Raw genomic sequence first — 24,669 nt, forward strand, 5'->3', positions numbered from 1 at the left:
TCACAGGCCGGACGTCGCCCAGCGCAGGTACATCAGCTCGGTCCGCGCGCGGCGGGCCACGCGGCGGACCGCGACCCCGGCCCGCCCCGTGACCCACGGCCTCCCGGCCGGTTCGGCCTGCCGCCGCACACGCGCCGTCGAGCGCCACGCGCCCGACGGCGGCCACACGTCGGCCGCGAGCTCCAGGTAGCCGGCGGGCGAGTCGCCCCGGTCGGCGGCGGCCGCCGCATAGCGCAGCGCGTCGCGGGCGAGCGCGGCGCGTGCCCGGTCGTGCCGTGCGTCCGCGCCGGTCAGCCGGTCGCCGACATTGGCGAACAGCCGGTCGTACGCGTCCACGCGGGCCCGCAGGTCCAGCAGTGCCCCGGCCCCCTCGTTCACGCTCAGGCTGCCCGCGTGCTCGCGGTGCAGCGCCTGGTCGGCGCCGCCGACGTAGGCCACGTCGCTGACGGCGGCGAGTCGCAGCCACATCTCCACGTCCATCGTGAACCGGAGCTCCGGGTCCAGCGGCCCGAACTCCTTGAGCAGGTCGGAGCGCATGACCACTTCGGGGGAGGTGATGCAGCTGACGCCGGTGCGACAGCGCTCGTCGAGCCACGCGCGCCCGTCCCAGACCGTCCAGGTCAGATCGCCGAGCGCGGGACGCGCCACCGTCCCGTCGTCGAAGTGCTGCGGGTGGCCGTAGACCAGCCCGACCTCCGGGTGCTGCTCCATCAGGGCCGCAGCGCGGGCGAGCGCACCGGGCGGCAGCATGTCGTCGGCGTCCAGCCGCACCACGAGCTCGCCCGTGCTGCTCTCCCAGCCTCGGTTGAAGGACTCGACCTGCCCGGCGTTGTGCGCGTTCGCGACTATCCGAACGCAGGGGTGCCGGGCGGCCAGCCCGCGCGCTACGGCGAGGCTGTCGTCCGTCGAGGCGTCGTCGACGATGATCACCTCGACGTCGACGCCCGTCTGGGAGACGAGGCTGCCGACGGTCTGCGGCAGGAACCGGCCGTAGTTGTAGCAGGGCACCACCACCGAGACGCGGGGCCGGGACTCCGGGAACGACGGCGGCCGCCGGCGGACCACACGTGCTCGCAGCGGTGAGCGGACCCACCACCCCAGGGCCTGGACGAGCCGGTCCGTACCGCGCCCGCCCGTCGCGTTCCGGTCCACCCAGGCGCGCCACGCGGCGGCAGCCCGGTCGAGCGCTCCGGTGCTCATACGACCACCGCCGGGCGTTCGCGCCGCCCCGTCACAGCGGAGCGCAGCGTGCTGACGACGCGTTCCTGCTGTGCCGGGGTGATGCCGGGGAACATCGGCAGCGAGAGGATCCGGTCGGCGTGCGCCTCGGCGCGGGGGGCGGTGCCGGGGCCGAAGCCCAGGTGCGCCGTCGCGGGGAGCAGATGGACCGGGGCAGGGTAGTGGATGCCGTGCCCGATGCCAGCGGCAGCAAGCGCCTCCGACACCGCCGGCCGGTCCGGGGTCCGCACCACGTACAGGTGCCACACGTGCGCGGCCCCCGGAAGCTCGCGGGGGGCGACGACCTCCGGGACATCGCCGAACGCTTCCGCCAGCAGGGCGCCGTATCGGGCCGCGGCGGCCGACCGCTGGGCGTTCCACGCGTCAAGCCTGGTCAGCTTCACGGACAGGACGGCGGCCTGCAGGGTGTCGAGGCGCGAGTTGGTCCCGACGTCAAGATGCTCGTACCGCCCGATCCCCCCGTGGTTGCGGAGGCGGCGGGCGCGCTGCGCGACGTCGTCGGCGGAGGTCAGGACCGCGCCGCCGTCGCCGAACGCGCCCAGGTTCTTGCCGGGGTAGAAGCTCGTGGCGGCGACGTCACCCGCCCCGCCGGAGCGGAACCCGTCCCGGCTCGCGCCCTGGGACTGCGCGGCGTCCTCGACCAGGAGGACGTCGGGCCCCACCACCTCACGCAGCCGCGCCACGGGCGCCATCTGCCCGTACAGGTGGACGGCGACGACCGCCCGCGTCCGCGCCGTCACCCGCTCGGCGACGTCCTGCGGGTCGAGCAGGAAGTCGTCGTCGACGTCGGCGGGCACCAGCGTCGCACCGCACCGCAGCACGGCTTCCGCTGTCGCGAAGAACGTGTTGGCCGGGACGATCACCTCGTCTCCCTGGCCGAGCCCCACCGCCGCGAAGGCGATCTCCAGCGCGTCCGTCCCGTTGCCGACGCCGACGGCGTGCCGCGCGCCGGAGTAGACGGCGAACTCGCGCTCGAACCGGTCGACCTCCGGTCCCAGCACGAACCCGGATGTGCGCAGGACCTGGTCCCAGGGGTCGCGGAGCTCGTGCAGGATCTCGTCGGTCTGGGCCTGCAGGTCCAGGAAAGGCACCGGGTTCTGCTGGGGTGCCGGGGGTGTCGTGAGCACGGTCTCGGTCATGACGTAGTTCCTCTCGTTCGGGCGGCAGGGACGGCAGGTGCCGCGGCGACCTCCGCCGGAGTCTCGCTCGGCTCGTCGCCCGGCTGGTCGAGGGCCGCGCGGGCGGCGCGCCAGCGCGGCAGCACCCAGACGACGGTGGTGGCCAGGTAGACGACGAGGGTCGTCGCGCCGCCGAGCAGGTCGCCCAGGAGCTCTCCGGTCACCCGGTCCGCGACGAACATGCCCGTGAGGACCGCGCACACCGCAGCGAGTCCCGGCACGGCGAGCGCGCGGGCGAGCGCCCCCACCTCGTCCCGCGATCGGCGCAGCAGCAGGAGGTACGCGGGCACCAGCACGACGACGGCCACGACAGCCTGCGCCACACCGACGCCGACGCCTCCGCCGGCCCGTGCGCCCACCACGACGGCGGGGACGAGGGCCACGAGCCAGACCGCTTGCACCACGAGGACGCCGCGGGAGCGGCCCAGCGCGTACAGGTAGCCGGCCAGGACGTCGGCGATGACACGCACGGCACCGACTGCCGCGAGCGGTACCAGGACCTGCACGGCCGGCTCCCACCGCTCGCCGTAGACCAGCACGACCACCGGGTGAGCCAGCGCGGCGAGCATGGCGGCAGCGCCGGCTACGGTCCACCACACAGGCCCGACCAGCGGGACCAGCGCGGCCCTGGCGTGCTCGCCCACACGGGAGAAGGCGGGCAGCGTCACCGACCGCAGCGCCTGGCCGACCAAGGTCATGGGCCATGTCGAGATGTTCGCCGCGAGCACGTAGTACCCCAGCGCGACGGCGCCGGCGGTGTTGCCGAGCACCACCCGGTCCACCGAGAGCAGCACCCAGGACAGCAGGTTCGCCGCCGCGACGGGCAGCCCGAACGCCAGCACGGACCGCGCGACCGTCTTGTCCCACGACAGCCGCGGCACCGAGCGCGTCAGCCAGAACTGTGTGGCGACGCCGCACGCCTGGCCGGCGACCCGGCCCACCGCAAGGCCGATCAGGCCGTGACCGAGCGCCGCCAGGACGAGGGTCACCACGGCGCCGACGCCGAAGTCGATGGCGTTGGAGCGGAACAGACCGCGCTGGTCGAGCCGCCGCTGGAGTGTGGCGAACGGGACCACGCCGATGCCGGCGAGCAGGAAAGTCCCGGCCAGGATCGCTATCGGCCCGGCGGCGCCGGGGCCACCCATCGCCGTCGCGAGCGCGGGCGCGGACAGTGCAGCGGCGACAGTCAGGCTGCCTCCGGTGACAAGGCCGAGCACCGCGACCGGACCGGTTCGGCGCGCAAAGTCGGGGCTGCGGATCAGGTCGGCGCTCAGGCCGAGGTCCGCCAGCGCCATGACGACGCTCTGCACGGTCAGGGCGATCGCGTAGAGGCCGAACTCCTCCGGCGAGACGATGCGGGCGACGACGATCCCGAGGCCCAGGTTCCCCAGCCGGACCACCAGCGTGCCGGTGGTACTCCAGCGCAGGGCCCGTGCGACCTGGCCGCTCAGAGGCCGGTGCTCAGCCACCGGAGTGCCTCTCCCGCAGGCGGCCGCGTGCGGTGTCACGGGCGACGAGGGCGGCCGTCCGGCCGAGGGAACCGGCCGAGCGGCGCCCGGACAGGGCGGCGGAGCGGTAGACCTGCTCCAGCTGCTGCGCGGCGGCAGTCAGGGAGAACCGCTCGGCGACGACACGCCGCCCGAACGCACCGAGGTGCAGCCGCAGGCCCACATCGTGGACCAGCGGCTCCAGCGCGGCCGACAGGTCCGGCACGCCGGCCCCGCCCGACCCGTACCAGCCCTGGTCGAGGAACGTCGGGAGCGTCTCCTCCTCCAGGCGGCGCCAGAACCCGAGCTCGCCCTGGACCACCACGGGCTTGCCGAACGCCATCCCGCGGAGCACGGAGCTGCCCATGCCCAGCACGACGTCTGCCGCGTCGTACGCCGGTCGCGGGTCGTCGAGCGGTCCCGCCACCACCACGGCGCGCCGGCCGAGCGCAGCGTTGACCGCTGCGGCGCGCGCCGCGACGTCGGCCGACCGCGGGCCTTCCCCCGCCACGAGCAGCCGCAGCGGGCTGGTGCGGCCCGCCCGCTCGATCAGAGTCATCGCCTCGAGAACGCCGGCCGTCTTGTCCAGGTCGTCGGAGAGGCGGCAGACCACGGAGAGGACCACGTCGTCGGGTCCGAAGCCCCACCGGTCCCGCGCCGCCGCGCCGCCCACGCTGCTGGGAGTGTTCGCGATGGTGTCGACCGGCGGCTCCATGAGCCGCACTTGCCGATACCTGGCCGTGGCCTCCTGCGCGAGCCTGCGGGTGCCGACGATCAGGGGCACGTGCCGCGGGATGTAGCCGGAGACGTACATCGACAGGGTGGTGACGACGGCGGGCGTCCCCAGCAGCAGGTGCGGCCCGAGGGCGACGTCGATCGCCGGGCCCCACTCGTAGGCGTGCACGACGTCGGCGCGCAGCCGGCGCACCGCGGAGACGGCGCGCGCCATGTTCCGGGGCGACGGCCAGGTCAGGTGGGTCGGGAGCGTCACCATGTCCAGCCCGAACCGGCGGGCGACGTCCCACAGGGCGCCGCCGGGAGGCGCGAGGACGACGACGTCGTGCCCGCGGGCCGCCGTCTCGCGGGCGAGCTCCAGCGCATTGAGCTGGCTGCCGCCGATCTCCATGTGGTGCACGTACACGACGACCCTCATCGCGGTTCCCCCACAGCCGGGCGGGGTGCCAGCGCGCGCGCCGGCACCCCGGCCCACGTCTCGCCGGCGGGCACGTCGGCGACCACTACGGCTCCCATGCCGACGACGGCGCCGTCGCCGATGCGCACGCCTGGGCGCACCGCCGCGTTCATCCCGAGGTAGGCCGCCCGGCCGACCCGCACGCCCCCGCCGAGCGAGACGCCGGCGGCGAGCGTGGCGAAGTCGGCCACGACGCAGTCGTGAGTCACTGTCACGTTGGGCATGGCGACGACGTGCGCGCCGAGCTCGGCGTCCGCGGTGATCGACACGCCGGCCAGCAGAATCGATCCGACCCCGACCGGGCAGCCGGCAGGGTTGCGTACCGACGGGTCCACGACGGTTGCGAACCGGGCCCACGGTCCCAGGCGTCCTTGCACTGCGGCACGGGTACGGCTCGGGCCGACACACAGCAGGATGTCGGCCTCGAGGTGGGCCGACGCCTCGGTCACCGGGCCCAGCACCGGCACGCCGCCGATCGTGGGGGGAAGGTCGGCGTGCCGGTCGTCGAGAACGCCGAGCACCTCGTACCCCGCCTCCGCCGCCAGGGGGAGCACCTCGCGGGCCAGCCCGCTCGCGCCGATCAGCAGCAGCGGGACTCCACCCCTCGCCGGCACGTCACTGCCCTCCGTGGTCGCGGAGCACCTGCACCACGCGGTCCAGGTCGTCGTCCGTCATCTGGTGGAACAGGGGCAGGATCAGCGTGCTGTCCGTGAGCCGCTCGGTCACCGGAAGCGGTGCCTGGACCCTGTCGGCGTGCGCCGGGTGCAGGTGCGCCGCCATGATGCCGCGCCGCGCGGAGACCCCCGCCGAGGCGAGCGCCAGGAGCAGGCCTTCCCGGTTCGTCCCGTAGGTGGGCAGGATCTCCAGCCACAGCGACTGCACGTTGCTCGTGCCCCAGGAGGGATCCTCGACGAGCCGCAGGCCAGGCACACCGGACAGCTCGTCGCGGTAGTGGTCGGCGAGCTGCCGCCGTCGGGCCACGATCTCGGGGAGGCGGCCGAGCTGCACCAGGCCGACGGCGGCCTGCAGGTCCGTCATGCGGAAGTTGAAGCCGATCTCTCCGTACTCCTCCGGCGGCGACACGAGGGAGCCGTGCCGGTCCGCCGCCGAGATGCTCATCGCGTGCTCCCGCAGGCGGCGTGCGCGGGCTGCCCACTCCGGGCGGCTGGTGGTGAGCATCCCGCCCTCGCCGGTGGTGAGGATCTTGCGGGGATGGAAGGACCAGGCGGCGATCTCGGCGCCCGCCCCGACCGGGCGGTCGAGGTAGGTCGAACCCGCTCCGCACGCGGCGTCCTCGATCACCACGATGCCGAGCGGGTCGCACAGCTCCCGGATCGGTGCGAGGTCCACCGGCATGCCGCCCTGGTCCACCGCGACGACTGCGCGGGTGGCGGGCGTGAGCGCCGCGGCGACCGTCTCGGCGGTGACGTTGCCGGTGACAGCGTCCACGTCGGCGAACACCGGCCGTGCGCCCACGTACGTCGGGGCGTTGGCTGTGGCGACGAACGAGAAGGACGGCACGACGACGTCGTCCCCCGGGCGGATGCCCGCGACGACGAGGGCGAGGTGCAGTGCGGTCGTGCAGCTCGACGTCGCGACCGCGGCGCGGGCCCGCATCGCGCTCGCGAACGCGGTCTCGAACTCGGCGACGCGCGGTCCCTGTGCCACCCAGCCCGACTCGATCACCTCGGTGACCGCCGCGACCTCCTCGGCCCCGAGCCATGGCTTCATGACGTTGATGCGCGACGGCGTGACGGCGGTCATGAGGCACCCCCGGCCGTGGTGGCGGCGAGGGCCGGCGCTTCGGACAGGGACCGCCCCGCGGCAATCTCCTCGCGCAGCGGACGCCACCAGTCGACGAGCAGCCGCAGGCCCTCTTCCAGCCCGATCTCCGCCTCGAAGCCCAGGTCGTCGCGTGCCGCCGTCGTGTCCGCCAGGCGCCGCACCACGCCGTTGACGGCCCGCTCCGGGCCGTGCTCCACGGGTAGGTCGGACCCCATGACCCGCAGCAGGGCCTGGGCCAGCTCCAGCAGGCTCGTCTCCGTCCCGCTGGCGATGTTGTACACGCCTTCGGCGACGTCGCTGGCCGCGGCGAGCACATTCGCCCGGGCGATGTCCGGCGTGCAGACGAAGTCCATGGTCTGCAGGCCGTCCCCGAAGATCAGGGGCGGACGCCCGTCGGCGATCCGCTCCATCCAGCGCACCAGCACCTCGGTGTACAGGCCGTGCACGTCCATCCGGGGGCCGTACACGTTGAAGTAGCGCAGCGTCACGTAGTCGAGGCCGCGCATCGCACGGAACGACCTGGCCAGTCCCTCGTTGAACGTCTTGGCGGCGCCGTAGATCGTGTCGTTGTCGTGATGGTGGTGCCGCTCGGTGGTGGGGAACTCCTCGGCGAGGCCGTACACCGACGCACTCGACGCCACCACGAGCTTGCTCACGCGATGCTCCGCCGCGGCCTCGACCACGTTGAACGTGCCGTCGACGAGCACCTCGAGGGCCAGGCGGGGCTCCTCGGCGCACTGGGTGATGCGGATCGCGGCCTGGTGGAACACCAGCTCCTTGCCGCGGGTGAGGTCGTGCACGAGGTCCCGGTCGCGGATGTCGCCCTCGACGAGGGTGACCCGCCCGTCGGCGAGCGCGTCGTCGAGATTGGCGCGTCGGCCGCGAACCAGGTTGTCCAGCACGTCGACGTGCGCGGCGCCCGCGTCGAGGAGCTGGTCGACGAGGGTCGACCCGATGGTCCCGGCGCCGCCCGTGACGAGGACGTTGGCGCCCTTCAGTGTGGTCATGCGGAAAGCTCCAGTTCTCGGTTGGGATCGGGGGTGACGGCGGTGCCGCCGGCGGCGAGGCTCGCCGACGCTGCCTCGAGGACGCCGAGGACCCGGCGTCCGGCGCGGCCGTCGGTGAGCGGCGCCCGCTCCTGCGTGATCGCGTCGGCCAGCTCGGCGACCATCAGGCCGAGCGCCTCCTGCTCGGGCAGCGCAGGCGACCAGGTGTCGCCCAGGCGGTACGAGACAGTGGCTGCCCGGCGCTCCTCGCCGTCGGCGGCGATCTGCTCGTAGTTGACGCCCCGGTCGTAGACGCTGAGCCGCTGCTGCGGGTTGAGGTCGTCCCAGACGAGCGTCCGCCTGGACCCGCCGATCGTGATCCGCCGGATCTTGGTGGGGCTGAGCCAGTTGACGTGCACGTTGACGACGGCGCCGCTGGCCAGCGGCAGGAAGAGATACCCCACGCAGGCCTTGCCGGTGCCGAGCGGGTCCCCGCCGTGTGCGGCCACCGACTCGGGCCGCAGCCCGCCGGGCAGCACGAAGTCCACGATCGACAGGTCGTGCGGTGCCAGGTCCCAGAACACGTCGACGTCGGGCTGGACCAGGCCCAGGTTGATCCGCACCGAGTCGATGTACAGGATGTCGCCCAGCTCGCCGAGCGAGATCAGCTCGCGGATCTTGCGCACCGCCGGCGTGTAGCAGAACGTGTGGTCCGTCATGAGGACCAGGCCCCGTTCGCGGGCCTCGGCGACCATCTCGTCCGCTGCGGCCGCGCTGTCCGCGATCGGCTTCTCGACGACAACGTGCTTGCCGGCACGCAGAGCAGCCATGGCTATCGCGTGGTGCGTACGGGCGGGGGTGGCGATGGCCACGGCGTCGATGTCGTCCCGGTCGAGCAGGGCGGCGAGCGACGTCTCGACGTCCACCCGGCCGTTCACGCCCGCGACCCGGGCAGCACGGTCCGCGTCGAGGTCGCACACCGCCGCCAGCTCCCAGCGGTCCGACGACGCGAAGTTGCGTGCCAGGTTGGGGCCCCAGTAGCCGGCACCCACTACGGCTGCCCGCAGACTTTTCTGGTCCATGCTGCCTTCTTCCGGTATCAGCTCGGATCGACTCGGAGAATTCCTTCGCTGGCTGAAGATCAATGTAGGTCCCGGCTCCGCGGCGCACCGGCCGGTGCGTTTGAAATCACCCTTGGCTGGTCCGTATTCATCCGCCCGGCCGTCTTCACCCACGGGTGAATATGAATGCGAGAGCGCAACATTAATCCTGGCAAGCGGTATTCACCCGTGGTTCTCGGGAATTGCCTCGGCGCGACCCGTCAGGCCGTCGAACACCCGCACGTAGGTCTCGGCCTGACGGCGCCAGGAGAGCTCGCCCACGATCCGCTCCCGCCCGATGCGGCCCATCACACCGGCGCGCTCCGGGTCGTCGAGGATCTCGAGGATCGCGTCGCCCAGGTCCGCGGGATCGTTCCCCGCGACGTATCGCGCGGCGGCGCCCGCGCTGCGGCGGGTCTCGGTCAGGTCCGTGGCCACGACCGGCAGCTCGTGCGCCATGTACTCGAGGGTCTTGTTCATGGTGGAGCGGTCGTTGAACTCGTTGGGCGGGTCGGGCGTGACTCCCAGGTCGGCGCTCGACAGCCACCGGCCGATCGCCGCGTGGTCCACCCGTCCGGTGAACTGCACCCAGGGGTCCAGGCCCCGACGCGTACAGTCCGCGCGCAGGTCTTCCAGCGCGTCGCCGAAGCCGAGCAGCGCGAAGCGCACCTCGGTGCGGCCGCGGCGGTGGATCACGTGGTCCGCCGCGGCGAGCAGCCGGTCGACGCCGTCCTGTGCGCCCATGATCCCGACGTAGGCCACGAGGTGCTTCGCCTGGTCACGGGCACCGGGTTCCGGGTCGCCGCGCCGCATGAGACCGGCGTCGGGCGTGCTCAGCACCACCGAGCTGCGGCGCGGGTCGACGCGGCCGCGCCGCTGCGCGATCGCCTGGTAGGAGCCGTTGGTGGAGATCACGTGGTCCGCGCTGCGGTAAGTGGCCCGCTCCAGCAGCAGCAGCGCCCGGTACAGCAGGCCCCCCCGGCCGAACTTCGCGACGTACACCTCAGGGCACAGGTCGTGCTGGTCGTAGACGAAACGCACCCCGCGTCGCAGCCGCCACACCCACGCGAGCAGCCAGTAGGTGTCCGGCGGGTTGCACGCCTGGATCACCTGGAACGGGGCGTCCCGGTGCACGCGCGCCGCCGCGCGCGCCGTCCGCCACCAGCAGGCGGCGAACTCACGCACGTAGCCCAGCGGGCCCTGTGACTCCGGCGGGGCCGGGTAGGAGTAGACGGTGGTCTGGTCGATCCGAGACCGGCTGGGCTCGTCCCGGTTCTCCTGTGGGCAGATCACGCTCACCCGGTAGCCGGCGTCCGTCAGGGCGCGGCACTCGGACCGCACTCTGCGGTCGAGCCGAAACGGCAGGTTCTGGATGATGACCAGAACGTGTGGAGCGACGGAATACATGATCGAAGTGTTGACACAGGAATTGCCAGGCAGAAACCTGGGGAGAGGGTGAATATGGGGTTTTCACCTCTGACGGATTTCTTGGCTTCTGGGGCGATATGGACCAGATTCGGTGCTTTCTTCAGAGGGCATTTCTCTGCCCGGTGCATTTGTGAAGGAATGGGCTGTTCCTGGGAGCGGGTGAACCGCGGGTGATACACGCTCTCCGCACAGCGCCGACGGCTATTGCGCTCCTAAAGTGGCGATGTGGGCACCTCTCAGGAAATTCCGCAATCTCGGTCCCGCCGCGGCCTTCGGCCCCTGGCGGTCTTCGTCGTGGGCGCATTCGTCCTGTCGTCGGCGCAGCTGGCGGTCGTTCCGGCCGCTACCGCTGCCGACCCGTGCGCTCCCGGGGGCAACGCTGTTGTCTGCGAGAACTCGAAGCCGGGCACGTCCCCCCAGGTGTGGGACATCGATGGCGCGGGAGACCCAAGCATCCAGGGGTTCGCCACCAAGATGAGCGTCGACACGGGAAACCGGGTCGAGTTCAAGGTCAAGACCAACGCGCGGGCGTACACGATCGACGTCTTCCGCACGGGCTGGTACCAGGGGCTCGGGGCGCGCAAGGTAGCCCAGGTCACGCCGAGCGCCGCACTGCCGCAGAACCAGCCGGAGTGTGCCTGGGACGTGACCACCGAGCTGGTCGACTGCGGGAGCTGGGCCGTGTCGGCGGCTTGGGACGTCCCGGCCACCGCAGTGTCCGGGGTGTACATCGCGCTCCTGACCCGGACCGACACCGGCGGACAGAGCCACATCACGTTCGTCGTGCGTGACGACGGGTCCACCTCCGACATGGTCTTCCAGACGGCGGACACCACGTGGCAGGCCTACAACACCTACGGCGGCTCCAGCTTCTACCAGGGCGGCGCCAACGACCGGGCCTACAAGCTGAGCTACAACCGCCCGTTCAACACACGCGGGCTGCAGGCCGGCCGTGACTTCTACTTCAGCGCCGAGTACGCGATGGTCCGGTTCCTGGAGCAGAACGGCTACGACGTCACCTACATCGCGGGGGCGGACACCCACCGCGACGGGGCTCGGCTGCTGAACCACGACGCGTTCCTGTCGGTGGGCCACGACGAGTACTGGTCCGGCCCGCAGCGAGCGGCCGTCGAGAAGGCCCGCGACGCCGGGGTGCACCTCGCCTTCTTTGCCGGCAACGAGGTCTACTGGCGTACGCGCTGGGAGCCGTCCGTGGCCGGCCCGGCGGCCGACTACCGCACCCTCGTGTCGTACAAGGAGACCTGGGGCCGCGCCAAGATCGACCCCTCCACCGAGTGGACCGGGACGTGGCGGGACCCGCGGTACGCGAGCAAGGCTGCGGGGGCAGGCCTCCCCGAGAACGGCCTCATCGGCACCCTGTACACGACCAACTATTCGGACCTGCCCGTCACTGTCCCGGCCGAGGAGGGCAAGCTGAGGATCTGGCGGGGCACGTCGCTGGCCTCCCTTGCCGCCGGGACCTCTCAGGCGCTGGCGCAGCACACGGTCGGGTACGAGTCGAACGAGGACCTCGACAACGGCTTCCGGCCCGAGGGTCTGATCCGGATGTCGAAGACCGTGGGCAACGTACCCGAGTACCTGCAGGACTTCGGCAACACGGTGGCGCCCGGCGTGACCACGCACACGATCACGATGTACCGGGCCCCGAGCGGCGCGCTGGTGTTCTCGGCCGGCACGGTGCAGTGGTCGTGGGGCCTGGACCAGGAGCACGACGGGAGCGGCGCCCCTGCGGACGCCCGGATGCGCCAGGCGACGGTCAACCTGTTCGCGGACATGGGCGTGCAGCCGGACACCATCGCGTCCGGCATCACCCCTGCGACGCAGACGACGGACGCGACCGGGCCGACGACGCAGATCCAGAGCCCGGCAGCGCAGGCGTCCTTCAGCGGCGGGGCCAAGGTCACCGTCACGGGCACGGCCACGGACGTCGGTGGCAGGGTGGCCGGCGTGGAGGTGTCGCTGGACGGCAAGACGTGGCACCCCGCCCAGGGCCGCGCGAGCTGGCAGTACACCGGCCAGGTCTTCGGGTCGGGCCCGGTCCAGGTCCGTGCCCGCGCGATCGACGACAGTGCGAACATCGGGGCCGCCGCGTCCGTAGGCGTCCAGGTGACCTGCCCCTGCACGGTGTTCGGCGACACGACGCCCGCGAACGGGGCGGCGAGCGACACGTCGGCGGTCGAGCTGGGCCTGCGGTTCGTCGCGGCGGCCGACGGCTACGTGAGCGGCGTCCGGTTCCACAAGGACGCGGCCAACAAGGGCGTGCACTACGGCACGCTGTGGAACGCGGCCGGCCAGCAGCTGAGCCGCGTCCAGTTCACCGGTGAGACGGCGTCCGGGTGGCAGAAGGCGTCGTTCACCACGCCGGTCCCAGTCGTCGCGGGTCAGAAGTACATCGTGTCCTACACCGCACCCCTCGGCCGGTACAACGTGACCAGCGGGGCGTTCCTCGCCCGGGGGCGCGACGCCGGTCCGCTCACCGTCGAGGGCGGCTTCGGCGTCGCTCCGGCAGGCCTCTACGGCTCGCCCGGAACCGTCCCGACGCAGTCCTGGGAGAACTCCGCCTACTACGTCGACCCCGTGTTCACATTCACGGACACCTCGCCGCTGGTCGTCACGGCGCGCGCCCCCGTCTCCGGGGAGGTCAGCGTGCCCCTGAACGCCCCGGTGCGCGCCACGTTCTCCAAGAGCGCCGTCGCGTCCTCGATCGACTTCGCGGTGACCGACGAGGCGGGTACGAGGGCCCCCGGGGTCGTGTCGTACGACGCGCCCACGCGCACCGCGACCTTCACCCCGTCGGCGCCCTGGGCCGGGTTCGTCACGTACACGGTGACGGTCACCGCCCGGTCCGCCGAGGGCACCGCGCTGTCCGCCGGCGGGACCTGGAGCTTCCGTACCGTCCGACCGCCGTCCGCGGCGTGCCCGTGCGGCCTGTTCGAGGACACCGTAGTGCCGGACATCACCGCGGATGCCGACAACGACGCCGTCGTGCTGGGCATGCGCTTCTCGCCGAGGGTGAACGGCAAGATCGTCGGGATGCAGTTCTGGAAGTCGACGCAGATGGTCGGCCCGTTCGCGACCACCCTGTGGGGGCCGAGCGGGCAGGTGCTCGCTCAGGCGACGGTCACGAACTCGGTCCCGCAGGGCTGGCAGGACGTCGCGTTCGCCACTCCTGTCGACGTGACTGCCGGGCAGGTGTACACGGTGGGCTACCGTGCGCCGACCGGCAAGTATCCGGCCACGCTCGGGGCGCTCGGCGCCCCGCGCACCGTCGGCAGCCTGAGCACGCCGCAGAACGCCGGTGTGTACGTCTACGGCTCGGGGCGTCCGACGACGGCGACCTCGACGTCCTACCTCGTCGACGTGCAGTTCCAGCCAAACCCGGCCGTACCGGTGGTCGTGTCGCGGACGCCGTCCGCCGACGCGGTCGACGTGCCGGTGGGCACCGACCTGTCGGTCACGGTGTCGCAGCCGCTGGCCTCCGCGGGAACAACACTGACGCTGACCGGCCCCGACGGTCAGCCCGTGCCAGGCACCCTTTCCGTCAACGACGCGACGGCGACCCTGGCGCTCCCGGACCTCTTGCCGGGGGCGAGCTATACGGCGAAGTTCACCGGGAAGACCACCGACGGGTCCTCGGTCGGGCCGGACACGTGGTCGTTCACCACGAAGGCGCTCGACGGCCAGTGCCCATGCCTGATCTTCGGCGGCGACGTGCCGCCCATCGCGGCGGCCGACGACGGCGCGGCCGTGGAGCTCGGCACCCAGTTCTCCGCGAACCGCAACGGCGTGGTCCGCGCGGTGCGGTTCTACCGGGGTGCTGGGAACACCGGCCCGCACACGGTGTCGGTGTGGTCGGCCGGCGGCACTCGCCTGGCAACCGCCCAGGCGCCGTCGGGCGGGGGCGACGGCTGGCAGACGGTCCAGCTGCCGACGCCGGTGACGATCACGGCGGGGACCACGTACGTCGTCTCCTACCTTGCGCCGAACGGCCACTACGCCGCGGGGCACAACTACTTCGCGCAGCCGCGCACCGTCGGTCCGCTGACGGCGCCGGCGAACGCCGGCCGCTACCTGTACGGTGGCGGGTTCCCGCAGTTCTCGTGGCAGAGCGCCGGGTACTGGGTCGATCCGGTGTTCACGGACCAGTGACGACATGAACCCCAGGAGAACTCGCACGGCCCCGAAGAGGGGCCGCCTGGCCGCGCCGCTGCTTGCCGCCGCGCTGCTGACCGCCTGCACGGCCGGGCCGGGCCAGGGACCGGATGACGGCCCCGCCTCGGAGCCGGGCCCCAGCGCGGTCCGGACGACCCCGCCGGCAGAACGGGGCGAGGCCGGCTCGGGCACGGCTGGACCGGACGACGCGGACCCGGGCGACGCGGATCCGGACAAGGCTGGACCGGACAAGGCTGGACCGGACACCGCCGAGCCAGGCACGGCCGACCCGGACACGGCCGACCCGGACGCCGCAGGAGAGCCCACGCCGACTCCGAGCGGGCGCAGCGGTGGCCAGAGCGGGGGCGAAGGTAGCGAGGTGGCTCCGGCCGGGTCGCAGGACCGGTCTCCGGGCGACAGCCTGGGTGACACCCCGGTCCCGTCCGCCGGCCGGCTGAGCACGGCTCTGCGGACGGGAAGCGCCGCGGGCCTCGTCCGGGGCTTCCCCGACGACGTGGTGCTGGTTCCCGCCGGCGCCAAGGTGGCTTCCAGCTCCGTTACCGGGTCGGACGGCCGGTACCAGGTGACGCTCGACGCGGCCGTGGACGCCGCCTGCACCGACGTCCTGCTCGACTACCGCGTCTGGTTCACGACCGGGGGCTTCGCCGAGACCGGCACGACCACCCGCCCGGGCCGCACGACGGTGGAGCTCGAGCGGAACGACGGCAGCGTCATGCTGGGCACCGCCCGGAGTTCCGCCGGGTGTGAGGTCACGGTGTTCGCCACGCTGTCGGCGCGGTGAGCAAGGTGGCCAAGGCGCGGTGATCCACCGCGCGCCGGCGCACCTGTCCGGCGCCGCGGCGCCAGCGGAGCCTGGGGCTCCCGTCACTCCACGACGCTGGGGGACCAGGCCTGCGGGATCGCGACGGCCGGGTCGGCCGTTCCGTCGGCGGTCAGGGACCAGACATCCGTGGTGCCCGGTTCGTCGGCGCGGGGCAGACCGTAGAGAAGGGTCACATCGTCGAGCCAGGCGATCTGGTCGTCCACCGACCGCTGCTCGGCGTCGAGCACGGTGACCGTCATCGTGGCCAGGTCGAGCACCGCCGGGGTCCAGTGGGGTGTCACGTCACCGGGCTTGCGGGCGTCGTGCTTGAAGGCCAGCCGGGTCCCGTCGGGGGACAGCGAGGGGCACTCCACGCCGTCGAGCAGGGTCACGAGCGTGCGCTCGGCGAGGTCGCCGCGGACGAGCCAGGTGCGCCCCTCGGACCGCGACTGGACCGTGGCATAGAAGTACCGTGCGTCCACGAAGGTCACACCCCATACGTTCCGGTCGACAGGGGCCAGCCGCTTGCCATCGGCGAGGAGCGTGAAGTCCTCGAGGTTGCCGGACACGTCCGCCCCGTCCGCGCCGTGCACCGTCGTCTCCGTGGAGAAGCCGGTCGCTGCGTAGGAGTGGCCCGTCACGAACGAGGTGGTGGCGACCAGGCCGTCCGGCGACAGCCGGGTCCGGCTCGGCATGCCGGGCAGGGGCCAGCTCGCCGTGGTGCGCCATGCGGCGTCGAGCACCTCGGCCTCGTACGTGGTGACGACGCCGCGGCGCGTGCGCAAGCAGACGGTCGTCTCGCCGTCGGAGTCCACGCGGTCGCACACGGCAGGCGTGACCTCACGGGGGCCGGACAGGTCGTCCAGGGCGACGGCCGCCACCCTGCCGTACAGGTCGCCCGGGGCGGTGCCACGGAACAGGACGTGCGGGCCGTCCAGCACGCCCTCGGCCATCTCGACCTGGGTCGGGGCCGCATGCTCGGCCCGCGCCTGGCGGACCTGGGCCGCGACATACCAGCCGGTGCCGGCCAGCACCACGAGGACCAGCACGGCGAACGACGTCCGACGGCGGATGGCGGGGCTCCGGTTCACGCCGGGGCCTCCTCGACCAGATCAGGGTCCCGTTCCAGACGGCCGCCTCGCATCAGGTAAGCACACACCGGAACCGCGACCAGCAGGGCTGCAGCCGCGATCCACAGCGCGTCGACGCGGCCGGACGCGTACCACAGCACGCCGAACCCTGCCGATGCGACCATCCGTGTGACCGCGGTGACCGTCTGCGCGGTGCCGATCGCGGTGGCCCGGACCGACGTCGGTACCAGCGCGCTGGTCAGGGCCGCGAGGACGCCGTCGGTCGTGGCGTAGAAGGTGCCGAGGAGCACGAGCGCTGCCACGGTCGTGGTCGCGCCGGGGAACGGGGCGGCCGCACAGGCGTAGGCGCCGACCAGCAGCAGGTGCCCCCAGACCAGGACCCGGGCGCGGCCGACGCGGTCTGCGAGCCGGCCGACCGGTGCGGCGAGCAGCATGTACACGGCGTTCGTCCCGACGTAGAGCAGCGGGAACCACTGCGTAGCGAACCCGTCGCGGTCCTGCAGCGCGAGGTAGACGAACCCGTCGCCGACTGTCAGGAGGCCGAGGAGCCCGGCGACGACCAGCAGCCGCACGGTGGCCCCGCGGCGCAGGAAGGCCCAGGAGAAGGGGCGTCCGGTCAGCTCCAGGCCGCCCGGCGCGTCGCACGTGCACCCCTTGCACTTGGGCAGGCCGCGGTCCTCGCGAGTCCGATGGGTCCGCAGCCAGGCCGCGCGCCGCGGTCGGAGGTCCGGGACGAGGAGCACGAGGGCGCCGACTCCGAGCACCGCCGCGCCGAGCGAGACCACGAAGACCGTCGTATAGCCGTCCGGCACAGCCCACAGGACCACGAACGCGAGCAGCGGTCCGAGGGCAGCGCCCGCGGTGTCCAGCGCCCGGTGCACCCCGAAGGAACGCCCGAGGTTGCGGGGGTTCGACGACGCGGCGATCAGCGCGTCCCGCGGGGCCGTGCGTATCCCCTTGCCGACCCGGTCCGCCACGACGAGCGACGCGACCCCCGGGAGGCCCGAGGCGAACAGCAGGCCTACGCGGGTGAGCGCCGACAGGCCGTAGCCCACGGCGGCCACCCACTTGGGCCGGTCGGTGCGGTCGGCGGCCCAGCCGCCCGCCACCCGGACCAGGGCGCCCGCGCCCTGTACGAGCCCGTCGACGATGCCGTAGGCGACCACCGACATGCCGAGCGCTGCCGTGACGTACAGCGGGAGGATCGCGGCGACCGCCTCCGAAGAGACGTCCGTCAGGAAGCTGACCACGCCGAGCGTCACAACGGTGGACGAGACCCGGCCGGCGCGCCGGCGGCCGGCGTCCGGCCGGCCGCGAGCCGGGGCGCTCGTCGGTCCGCTGGCCTCTCCAGGTGCGGCACGAACTAGCCCTGACATGGTGCTCCAGCGGATCTCGGCTCACGCGGCCCGTGTGGGCAGATGGTGCGATGCCCTGCCAGGTTACGAGCGACCCGGCCCGTCGTGGCGTGTCAGGCCCGGGTGAACTGGGTTTCTCACCCCGTCACAGGGGACGCGGGAGCGGCGGGTGCCGAGGCACGCCCTCAGGCCTTGACTGTGCCCTCGAGCGCGAGGCCGGTGCCCAGGCCGACCATGGCGACTCCGCCGGTGACGCTCAGGTGGTCGAGCCGCTTCGGGTTGCGTGAGAACCAAGCGCGGGCCTGGCCCGCGATCAACGCCAGGATCGAGTCCTGGCAGAGGGCCAGCGCGCTGAAGAGCAGGCCGAGGAACAGCAGCTGCGGCGTCGCGGGAGCGGCGTCGTTCATGAACTGCGGGAGGAACGCCGCGAAGAACACGATGGTCTTCGGGTTGGTCGCGCCCACGACGAAGCCTGCCCAGACCGCACGCCACGGGCTGCCTGGACGAGCCTTGTCGGGTGTGGTCAGGGCGAGCCGGGCATCGGCGCGATGCCGGATCGCCTGGACGCCGAGATAGATCACGTACGCCGCGCCGACGAGCTTCAGCACGGTGTAGGCGGTGGCGGACGCCTCGACCAGGGCGCCCAGCCCGATCGCCACGCACGCCACCTGGACGAGCAGGCCGAGCGCGTTGCCGGTCACCGACAGGAGCGCGTCCCGGCGTCCGACCGTCAGGGCCCGGCCGATCGCGAACAGCACGCTGGGTCCGGGCAGCGCGATGAAGACGACGGACGCTGCGAGGAAGGCGGCGAGCTGAGTGGCGGTGGGCATGAACTCAGCGTAGCGACCGGCTCGCCGGTGGTCGTCGGTATTCGTCGAAGATGGGAACCTGCTGGAGGAGCGCCGGTCGCACGCGCGGCCGGGCCGAAAACAGGGTGAACCCGCGCCGTCGTCGGGCATAGCGTCGGGGCCGTGAGCGACGAGGTGAGCACCACGACGAGCGACGACCCGCGCGACGGCCTGTTCCCCGAGAGCGTGGCCGCCGGCTACGACGGCCCGGGCGGGGCGAACGCGCCAGAGGCCGTGCACCCGGCGGTCGACCTGCTGGCCGACCTGGCCGACGGCGGCCCGGCGCTGGAGCTCGCGATCGGGACCGGCCGGATCGCGGCGCCGCTGTCGGCGCGCGGCGTACCCGTGAGCGGCATCGAGCTGAGCCGGGCCATGGCCGCCCGGATCGGTGAGAAGCCCGGCGGCGCGGACATCGACGTCACGATCGGCGACATGACCTCCACCCGCGTGCCGGGCGAGTTCTCGCTGGTCTACCTGGTCTTCAACACCATCGCCAACGTGACCTCCCAGGACGGGCAGGTCGACGTCTTCCGCAACGCGGCGGCACACCTGCGGCCCGGGGGTCTGTTCCTCGTCGAGGTGGGCATCCCGGACCTGCGGCGTATGCCGCCCGGTCAGGACACGGTGCCCTTCACCGTGGCGCCCGACGCCGGCGGCGGGTACATCGGCTTCGACCGCTACGACGTCGCGACGCAGCTCTTCACGTCGAACCACGTGACCGTGACGCCTGACGGCGGCGAGTTCCGCGTGGTCCCGTTCCGGTACGCGTGGCCCGCCGAGATGGACCTCATGGCGCGGATCGCCGGGATGCGGCTCAAGCACCGCTGGGCGGACTGGGACCGGTCGCGATTCGAGCACGAGAGCACCAAGCAGGTGTCGGTGTGGGAGAAGGTCTGACGCCGACCGAGTCCGCGCGGGGCTTCGGCAGTGTCAGTCAGCGCACATAGGCTTGGGGACGATGACTTCCCTCTTTGACAGCCTCTCTCTGCCCGGCGTCGACCCCGCGTCGCCCGGCACTCTGTCGCGCCTGCCGAGCACGGCACCGCAGTGGGACGACGACGGTGCGACCGCCGGCGATCCGGGCGAGGCGGCTCTGCCCGCGGAGCCGGACTGGCTGGAGGGCCTGCCGCACGAGTCCGAGGCGCCGCGCGCTCGCGGTGCGTACGCGCACCTCGACCCGGACGCGCTGCTGGACGGACTGAACCCGCAGCAGCGGGCCGCCGTCGTGCACGAGGGCGGGCAGCTGCTCATCGTGGCCGGTGCCGGGTCGGGCAAGACGCGCGTGCTGACGCATCGCATCGCGTACCTGCTGGCCACCGGGCGGGCGCGGTCGGGCGAGATCCTCGCGATCACGTTCACCAACAAGGCCGCGGCCGAGATGCGCGAGCGGGTCGTCGGCCTGGTGGGCCCGTCGGCGGCGCGCATGTGGGTGTCGACGTTCCACTCGGCGTGCGTGCGGATCCTGCGGCGTGAGGCGACGACCCTGGGGCTGAGGTCCAGCTTCAGCATCTACGACGCCGCGGACAGCCAGCGCCTCATCACGCTGGTGACGCGCGAGCTCAACCTCGACCCCAAGAAGTACCCGGCCCGCGGGCTGTCGAACAAGATCAGCGACCTGAAGAACGAGCTGGTCGACCCCGAGACGTACGCGCGGCAGGCCGGCGCGAACGCCACGGAGGAGGCGCGCGCCGAGGCCGCCTCGGCGGCGGCGGGCGGCATCCGCCGGCCCTGGGGCGGGCAGTCGGCGGACGAGCGGAACACGGCGACGCCGAAGTTCGACCAGGTCCTGGCCGACGTCTACGCGCGGTACCAGGCGCGTCTCGCGCAGGCGAACGCCCTCGACTTCGACGACATCATCATGACGACGGTGAACCTGCTCCAGGCCTTCCCGAACGTCGCGGAGCACTACCGCCGCCGGTTCCGGCACGTCATGGTGGACGAGTACCAGGACACCAACCACGCGCAGTACACGCTGGTCCGGGAGCTGGCAGGGGTCGGCACCACCGACGACTCCGGGCTGGACCCGGCCGAGCTCACCGTCGTGGGCGACTCCGACCAGTCCATCTACGCCTTCCGTGGCGCCACGATCCGCAACATCCTCGAGTTCGAGAAGGACTACCCGAACGCCACCACGATCCTGCTGGAGCAGAACTACCGCTCCACGCAAAACATCCTGAGCGCAGCCAACGCGGTGATCTCCCGCAACGCCGGCCGCACGCCCAAGCGCCTGTGGACCGACTCGGGGGCAGGTGCCAAGGTCGTTGGCTACGTGGCGGACGACGAGCACCAGGAGGCGCGGTTCGTCGCCGACGAGATCGACAAGCTGGGCGACGCCGAGGACGTCCGCCCGGGCGACGTGGCGATCTTCTACCGGACCAACGCGCAGTCGCGGGCGCTCGAGGAGGTACTGGTCCGGGTCGGCCTGCCGTACAAGGTGGTGGGCGGCACGCGGTTCTACGAGCGCCGCGAGGTCAAGGACGCCGTCGCCTACCTGCGCGCGCTGGCCAACGAGGACGACGACGTGAACTTGCGCCGCATCCTCAACGTGCCCAAGCGCGGGCTGGGGGACCGTGCCGAGTCGCTCGTGGCGTCGTTCGCCGAGCGGGAGCGCATCTCGTTCGGCGCCGCCCTCGAGCGCGCCGACGAGATCCCCGGCATGACCAACCGCTCGCTCAAGCCGCTGCTCGCCTTCCGCGACATGATGCGGGAGCTGCGTGCCCTGGTCGACCAGGGCGCCCCGCCCGCCGAGGTGCTTGGTGCTGTGCTCGACCGCACCGGCTACCTCGCCGAGCTCCGCGCGAGCGACGACCCGCAGGACGAGGGCCGCGTCGAGAACCTGGCCGAGCTGCACGCCGTCGCCGTCGACTTCGGCGACACCGATCCCGAGGGTTCGCTGGCGGACTTCCTCGAGCGCGTCTCGCTGGTCGCGGACAGCGACCAGATCCCCGACGAGGACGTGGCGGACGGTGCCGCGGAAGAGGCGCCCAAGGAGAACCAGGGCGTCGTCACGCTCATGACCCTGCACACCGCCAAGGGCCTGGAGTTCCCCGTCGTCTTCCTCACGGGCATGGAGGACGGCACGTTCCCGCACATGCGCTCGCTGCACGACGACGACGAGCTCGCCGAGGAGCGCCGCCTCGCCTACGTGGGCATCACCCGGGCGCGCGAGCGGCTGTACATCACGCGGTCGTCGATGCGGGCCGCCTTCGGCATGTCCAACGAGTTCCCCGAGAGCCGGTTCCTGCAGGAGATCCCCGAGGAGCTGTGGGACTGGCGGCGCCGGGAGTCGTCGACGGCGGCGATCCGTGCCGGCCGCGGCGGCTGGAGCGGCGGATACGGGTCCGGGGGGTACGGCTCCGGCGGGCGCGGCTCGGGCACGGGCTCGACGTGGTCCGCGGGCCGGTCGGCGACCACGCGCACCGGCACGACGGCAGCGTCGGGCAACGGGCAGACCAACGCGTTCGCGCCGCAGAAGAAGGCGCCAGCGAAGGGCGGGTTCGGCGGGATCAACGTCCAGAAGAACATCCCCAGCCTGGAGATCGGCGACCGCGTCACGCACGACTCGTACGGGCTCGGCACCGTCGTGGACGTCGAGGCCAACGCCGTGGTCAAGATCGACTTCGGCAGCAACGGGACCAAGCGCATAGCGCTGAAGTACACGGCCGTCACCAAGCTCTGACCCGCGCCGCTGGTGCCGGGGGCGGTCCCGTAGTTATGAGGGTGCGCACTGGTGCGGAGATCCGCTAGCAACTGACCGAGCTCACGCCGGGCACGCCCGCACCTGACCGAATCCGGCGTCCGGCCAACTTCGCATCCGGGCTTCTTCACCCCGGCGAGGTTCGGTACGGTCCGCCTATGGTCCTGACCGACGACGTCCGGCCCGCCCCGGTCGCCGGAACCGTCGCCGCACCGGTCTCGGTCGCCGGTCCGGCTGCCGCACCGGCTGCCGCACCGGCTGCCGCACCGACTGCCGCTGCGGTCCCCGCCTCTCAGCCCGGGTCGGCGATCGTGCACGGCCCCCGGATACCGGGCCTCGACGGGCTGCGCGCGGTCGCCGTGCTCGCCGTCGGGGCGTTCCACCTGGCACCCGCGTGGGTGCCGGGCGGATTCCTCGGCGTGGACGTGTTCTTCGTGGTCAGCGGGTTCCTCATCACGACGCTGCTGCTGCGGGAGGTCGAGAGCACGAGCTGGATCCGGCTGCCCCGGTTCTGGTTGCGCCGGGCGCGCCGCCTGCTGCCCGCACTCGGGCTCGTGCTGGTGGCGAGCATCCCGGTCGCGCGGCTGGTCGAGCCGGACCTCACGGTCGGAATCGGGCGCCAGCTGCTGGGCGCGCTGACGTTCAGCACCAACTGGGTCGAGATCGCGGCTGGCACCGACTACTTCGACGAGTCCCAGCCGGAGCTGCTGCGCATCCTGTGGTCGCTCGCGATCGAGGAGCAGTTCTACCTGGCCTGGCCGGTGCTGCTGGTGCTCCTGCTGATCACCGTGCGCTCCGCGGACCGGCGGGTGCGCGTGGTCACGGCGGCTGCACTCGTTTCCGTGCTGGCAATGACGCTGCTGTTCACCCCGGTGCACGGTGCTGGCGTGGACCCGACCCGCGTCTACTACGGCACCGACACCCACGCGTTCGGGCTCCTGCTGGGCGCGGCGGTGACGCTGCGCTGGGCCAAGGCCTCGCCCGTGCTGCAGGGCGCGCGAGCCCGTGTGCTCCCCCCGCTCGCGCTGGCCGGGCTGATCGCGATGTTCCTGCTGCTGCGCAGCGACTCGCCGCTCACCTACCCGCTCGGGCTGCTGGCCGCGTCCCTGCTGTCCCTCGTGCTGGTGCTCGCGTGCGGCGCGGCCCGCACCGAGCCCACCTGGTTCACGGCCGCCCTGGAGGCGCCGGTCCTGCGCTGGGTGGGGGAGCGGTCCTACGGGATCTACCTGTGGCACTGGCCGGTCGCCTGCATCGTCACCGCGGCCGTGGGGGCGCAGCCAGGCACCGCGTGGTGGGGAGTCGGCACGGGGCTCTCGGTGATGCTCACGTTCCTCGCCGGGGCGGCGTCGTACCGGTGGGTGGAGGCGCCCGTGCGTCGGCTCGGGTTCCGCGGTGCCCTCCGGGCGCTGCTCGGCGCGGTGCGCTCGACCGCCGTCGTGCCGAAGGGCGTGGTGGTCGTGGCGGTGCTCGCGATCGTCGGCACCGGGGCCGCCGTGACATCGGCGCCCGAGCGGACGGCGACCGAGCTCGCCATCCAGGCAGGCGTCCAGGCCGGCCTGGACGCGCAGGCAGTGGCCGCGCCGCAAGCTCGGGACGGGCAGCCGGGCGCTCCGGGACGTCCGGGCGAACCCACCCCGGCGTCGCGCACCGGCGGGCCGGCGGCCGTGCAGCCAGTGCAGCCCGAGCAGAGGCTGCCCTTCGGGGCGAAGCAGGGCGCGCAGGTCTCGGCCTTCGGCGACTCGGTCCTGGCCGCGGCCACCCCCGCGATCCTGGCGCGCTACCCGCGCGCCCAGATCCAGGGCGTCGTGAGCACCGACTGGCTCGACGCCGAGCGCATGGTGCGGACCGCGAAGCGCGAGGGCCGCCTGCGCGACACCGTGCTCCTCAACTTCGGCACCAACTCGGGTTTCCAGCTCAACGGTTCGGTCGACGCCGCCCGGCGCGTGCTCGACATGATCGGACCCGACCGCCGCGTGGTGCTCGTCAACAGCGTGGGGATCAGCTACTGGGTGCCCGACGCGAACCAGACCCTCGACCGGATCGCCGCCGGCCGCGAGAACGTCGAGGTGGCTGACTGGCACGCGCTCGTCGGCAGGCGGCCCGGGCTGCTGCACGCGGACGCGACGCACCCGGACCAGGACGGCGTGGAGGCCTACACGGACCTCGTGGAGAGGTCGTTCGCGGCCTTGGAGTGACAGCTGGAGTGGCAAGCCGGAGTGACGGCTGGCGTGATTCCGCTGGGATGACACGGCTTGGCGCACGCCGCCCGCTTTAGGCCACTATGTGT

The 24,669-nt window shown here is 72.6% G+C and carries 17 protein-coding genes; 5 read left to right on the forward strand and 12 right to left on the reverse strand.

Annotation, left to right across the window (positions count from 1 at the left end):
• The 9 genes from IE250_RS11220 to IE250_RS11260 form a co-directional block, all read right to left on the reverse strand.
• The gene (locus tag IE250_RS11220) at positions 1 to 1,200 is read right to left on the reverse strand and encodes a glycosyltransferase family 2 protein (RefSeq protein ID WP_189669374.1); all 1,200 of its coding nucleotides are present in this window, start codon (positions 1,198 to 1,200) and stop codon (positions 1 to 3) included.
• Positions 1,197 to 2,378: a DegT/DnrJ/EryC1/StrS family aminotransferase gene (locus IE250_RS11225; RefSeq protein ID WP_189669375.1), complete on the reverse strand. Its 1,182-nt coding sequence runs from the start codon at positions 2,376 to 2,378 to the stop codon at positions 1,197 to 1,199. The genes IE250_RS11220 and IE250_RS11225 overlap by 4 nt, the downstream gene beginning before the upstream one ends.
• Positions 2,375 to 3,886, reverse strand: a complete 1,512-nt coding sequence (locus tag IE250_RS11230) for an oligosaccharide flippase family protein (RefSeq protein ID WP_189669376.1) — start codon at positions 3,884 to 3,886, stop codon at positions 2,375 to 2,377. The genes IE250_RS11225 and IE250_RS11230 overlap by 4 nt, the downstream gene beginning before the upstream one ends.
• Positions 3,879 to 5,057 carry a glycosyltransferase family 4 protein gene (locus tag IE250_RS11235; protein WP_189669377.1) on the reverse strand — a complete coding sequence of 393 codons (1,179 nt, stop codon included), beginning with the start codon at positions 5,055 to 5,057 and terminating at the stop codon, positions 3,879 to 3,881. Before IE250_RS11235 ends, IE250_RS11230 begins: the two co-directional genes overlap by 8 nt.
• Positions 5,054 to 5,710, reverse strand: coding sequence for a NeuD/PglB/VioB family sugar acetyltransferase (locus IE250_RS11240; protein WP_189669378.1), 657 nt, complete (start codon positions 5,708 to 5,710; stop codon positions 5,054 to 5,056). The genes IE250_RS11235 and IE250_RS11240 overlap by 4 nt, the downstream gene beginning before the upstream one ends.
• Before the next feature lies 1 nt (position 5,711).
• Positions 5,712 to 6,860, reverse strand: a complete 1,149-nt coding sequence (locus IE250_RS11245) for a DegT/DnrJ/EryC1/StrS family aminotransferase (protein ID WP_189669379.1) — start codon at positions 6,858 to 6,860, stop codon at positions 5,712 to 5,714.
• Positions 6,857 to 7,888: an NAD-dependent epimerase/dehydratase family protein gene (locus tag IE250_RS11250; RefSeq protein ID WP_189669380.1), complete on the reverse strand. Its 1,032-nt coding sequence runs from the start codon at positions 7,886 to 7,888 to the stop codon at positions 6,857 to 6,859. The genes IE250_RS11245 and IE250_RS11250 overlap by 4 nt, the downstream gene beginning before the upstream one ends.
• Positions 7,885 to 8,949 (reverse strand): Gfo/Idh/MocA family protein, encoded by a 1,065-nt coding sequence (locus tag IE250_RS11255; RefSeq protein WP_189669381.1) that lies wholly within the window; start codon positions 8,947 to 8,949, stop codon positions 7,885 to 7,887. The genes IE250_RS11250 and IE250_RS11255 overlap by 4 nt, the downstream gene beginning before the upstream one ends.
• Positions 8,950 to 9,150: 201 nt before the next feature.
• Positions 9,151 to 10,374: a glycosyltransferase family 4 protein gene (locus IE250_RS11260; protein WP_189669382.1), complete on the reverse strand. Its 1,224-nt coding sequence runs from the start codon at positions 10,372 to 10,374 to the stop codon at positions 9,151 to 9,153.
• 315 nt (positions 10,375 to 10,689) lie between these two features.
• Here IE250_RS11260 and IE250_RS11265 point away from each other — a divergent pair, with 315 nt between their 5' ends.
• Together IE250_RS11265 and IE250_RS11270 are read left to right on the forward strand one after the other, a co-directional pair.
• Positions 10,690 to 14,565: a DUF4082 domain-containing protein gene (locus tag IE250_RS11265; RefSeq protein ID WP_189669383.1), complete on the forward strand. Its 3,876-nt coding sequence runs from the start codon at positions 10,690 to 10,692 to the stop codon at positions 14,563 to 14,565.
• Positions 14,566 to 14,569: 4 nt separating this feature from the next.
• Positions 14,570 to 15,370: a hypothetical protein gene (locus IE250_RS11270; protein WP_189669384.1), complete on the forward strand. Its 801-nt coding sequence runs from the start codon at positions 14,570 to 14,572 to the stop codon at positions 15,368 to 15,370.
• A gap of 83 nt (positions 15,371 to 15,453) precedes the next feature.
• On the opposite strand, the gene IE250_RS11275 is transcribed toward IE250_RS11270, so the two are convergent.
• From IE250_RS11275 to IE250_RS11285, 3 genes are all read right to left on the reverse strand, one after another.
• The gene (locus IE250_RS11275; protein ID WP_229872362.1) at positions 15,454 to 16,482 is read right to left on the reverse strand and encodes a hypothetical protein; all 1,029 of its coding nucleotides are present in this window, start codon (positions 16,480 to 16,482) and stop codon (positions 15,454 to 15,456) included.
• A complete protein-coding gene (locus IE250_RS11280; RefSeq protein ID WP_229872363.1) occupies positions 16,479 to 17,858 on the reverse strand; it encodes an MFS transporter in 1,380 nt (459 codons plus the stop codon). The genes IE250_RS11275 and IE250_RS11280 overlap by 4 nt, the downstream gene beginning before the upstream one ends.
• Before the next feature lie 164 nt (positions 17,859 to 18,022).
• A complete protein-coding gene (locus tag IE250_RS11285; RefSeq protein WP_189669385.1) occupies positions 18,023 to 18,667 on the reverse strand; it encodes a LysE family translocator in 645 nt (214 codons plus the stop codon).
• Positions 18,668 to 18,808: 141 nt separating this feature from the next.
• Here IE250_RS11285 and IE250_RS11290 point away from each other — a divergent pair, with 141 nt between their 5' ends.
• The 3 genes from IE250_RS11290 (at position 18,809) to IE250_RS11300 (ending at position 24,577) form a co-directional block, all read left to right on the forward strand.
• On the forward strand, positions 18,809 to 19,582 hold the full coding sequence (locus tag IE250_RS11290) for a class I SAM-dependent DNA methyltransferase (RefSeq protein ID WP_229872364.1): 774 nt from the start codon (positions 18,809 to 18,811) through the stop codon (positions 19,580 to 19,582).
• Positions 19,583 to 19,643: 61 nt separating this feature from the next.
• On the forward strand, positions 19,644 to 22,364 hold the full coding sequence (locus IE250_RS11295) for a UvrD-helicase domain-containing protein (protein ID WP_189669386.1): 2,721 nt from the start codon (positions 19,644 to 19,646) through the stop codon (positions 22,362 to 22,364).
• 176 nt (positions 22,365 to 22,540) lie between these two features.
• Positions 22,541 to 24,577 carry an acyltransferase family protein gene (locus tag IE250_RS11300; protein WP_189669387.1) on the forward strand — a complete coding sequence of 679 codons (2,037 nt, stop codon included), beginning with the start codon at positions 22,541 to 22,543 and terminating at the stop codon, positions 24,575 to 24,577.
• Positions 24,578 to 24,669: the final 92 nt, after the last annotated feature.

Origin of the sequence: Promicromonospora soli (genome assembly GCF_014653785.1) — a bacterium.
GTDB lineage: Bacteria > Actinomycetota > Actinomycetes > Actinomycetales > Cellulomonadaceae > Promicromonospora > Promicromonospora soli.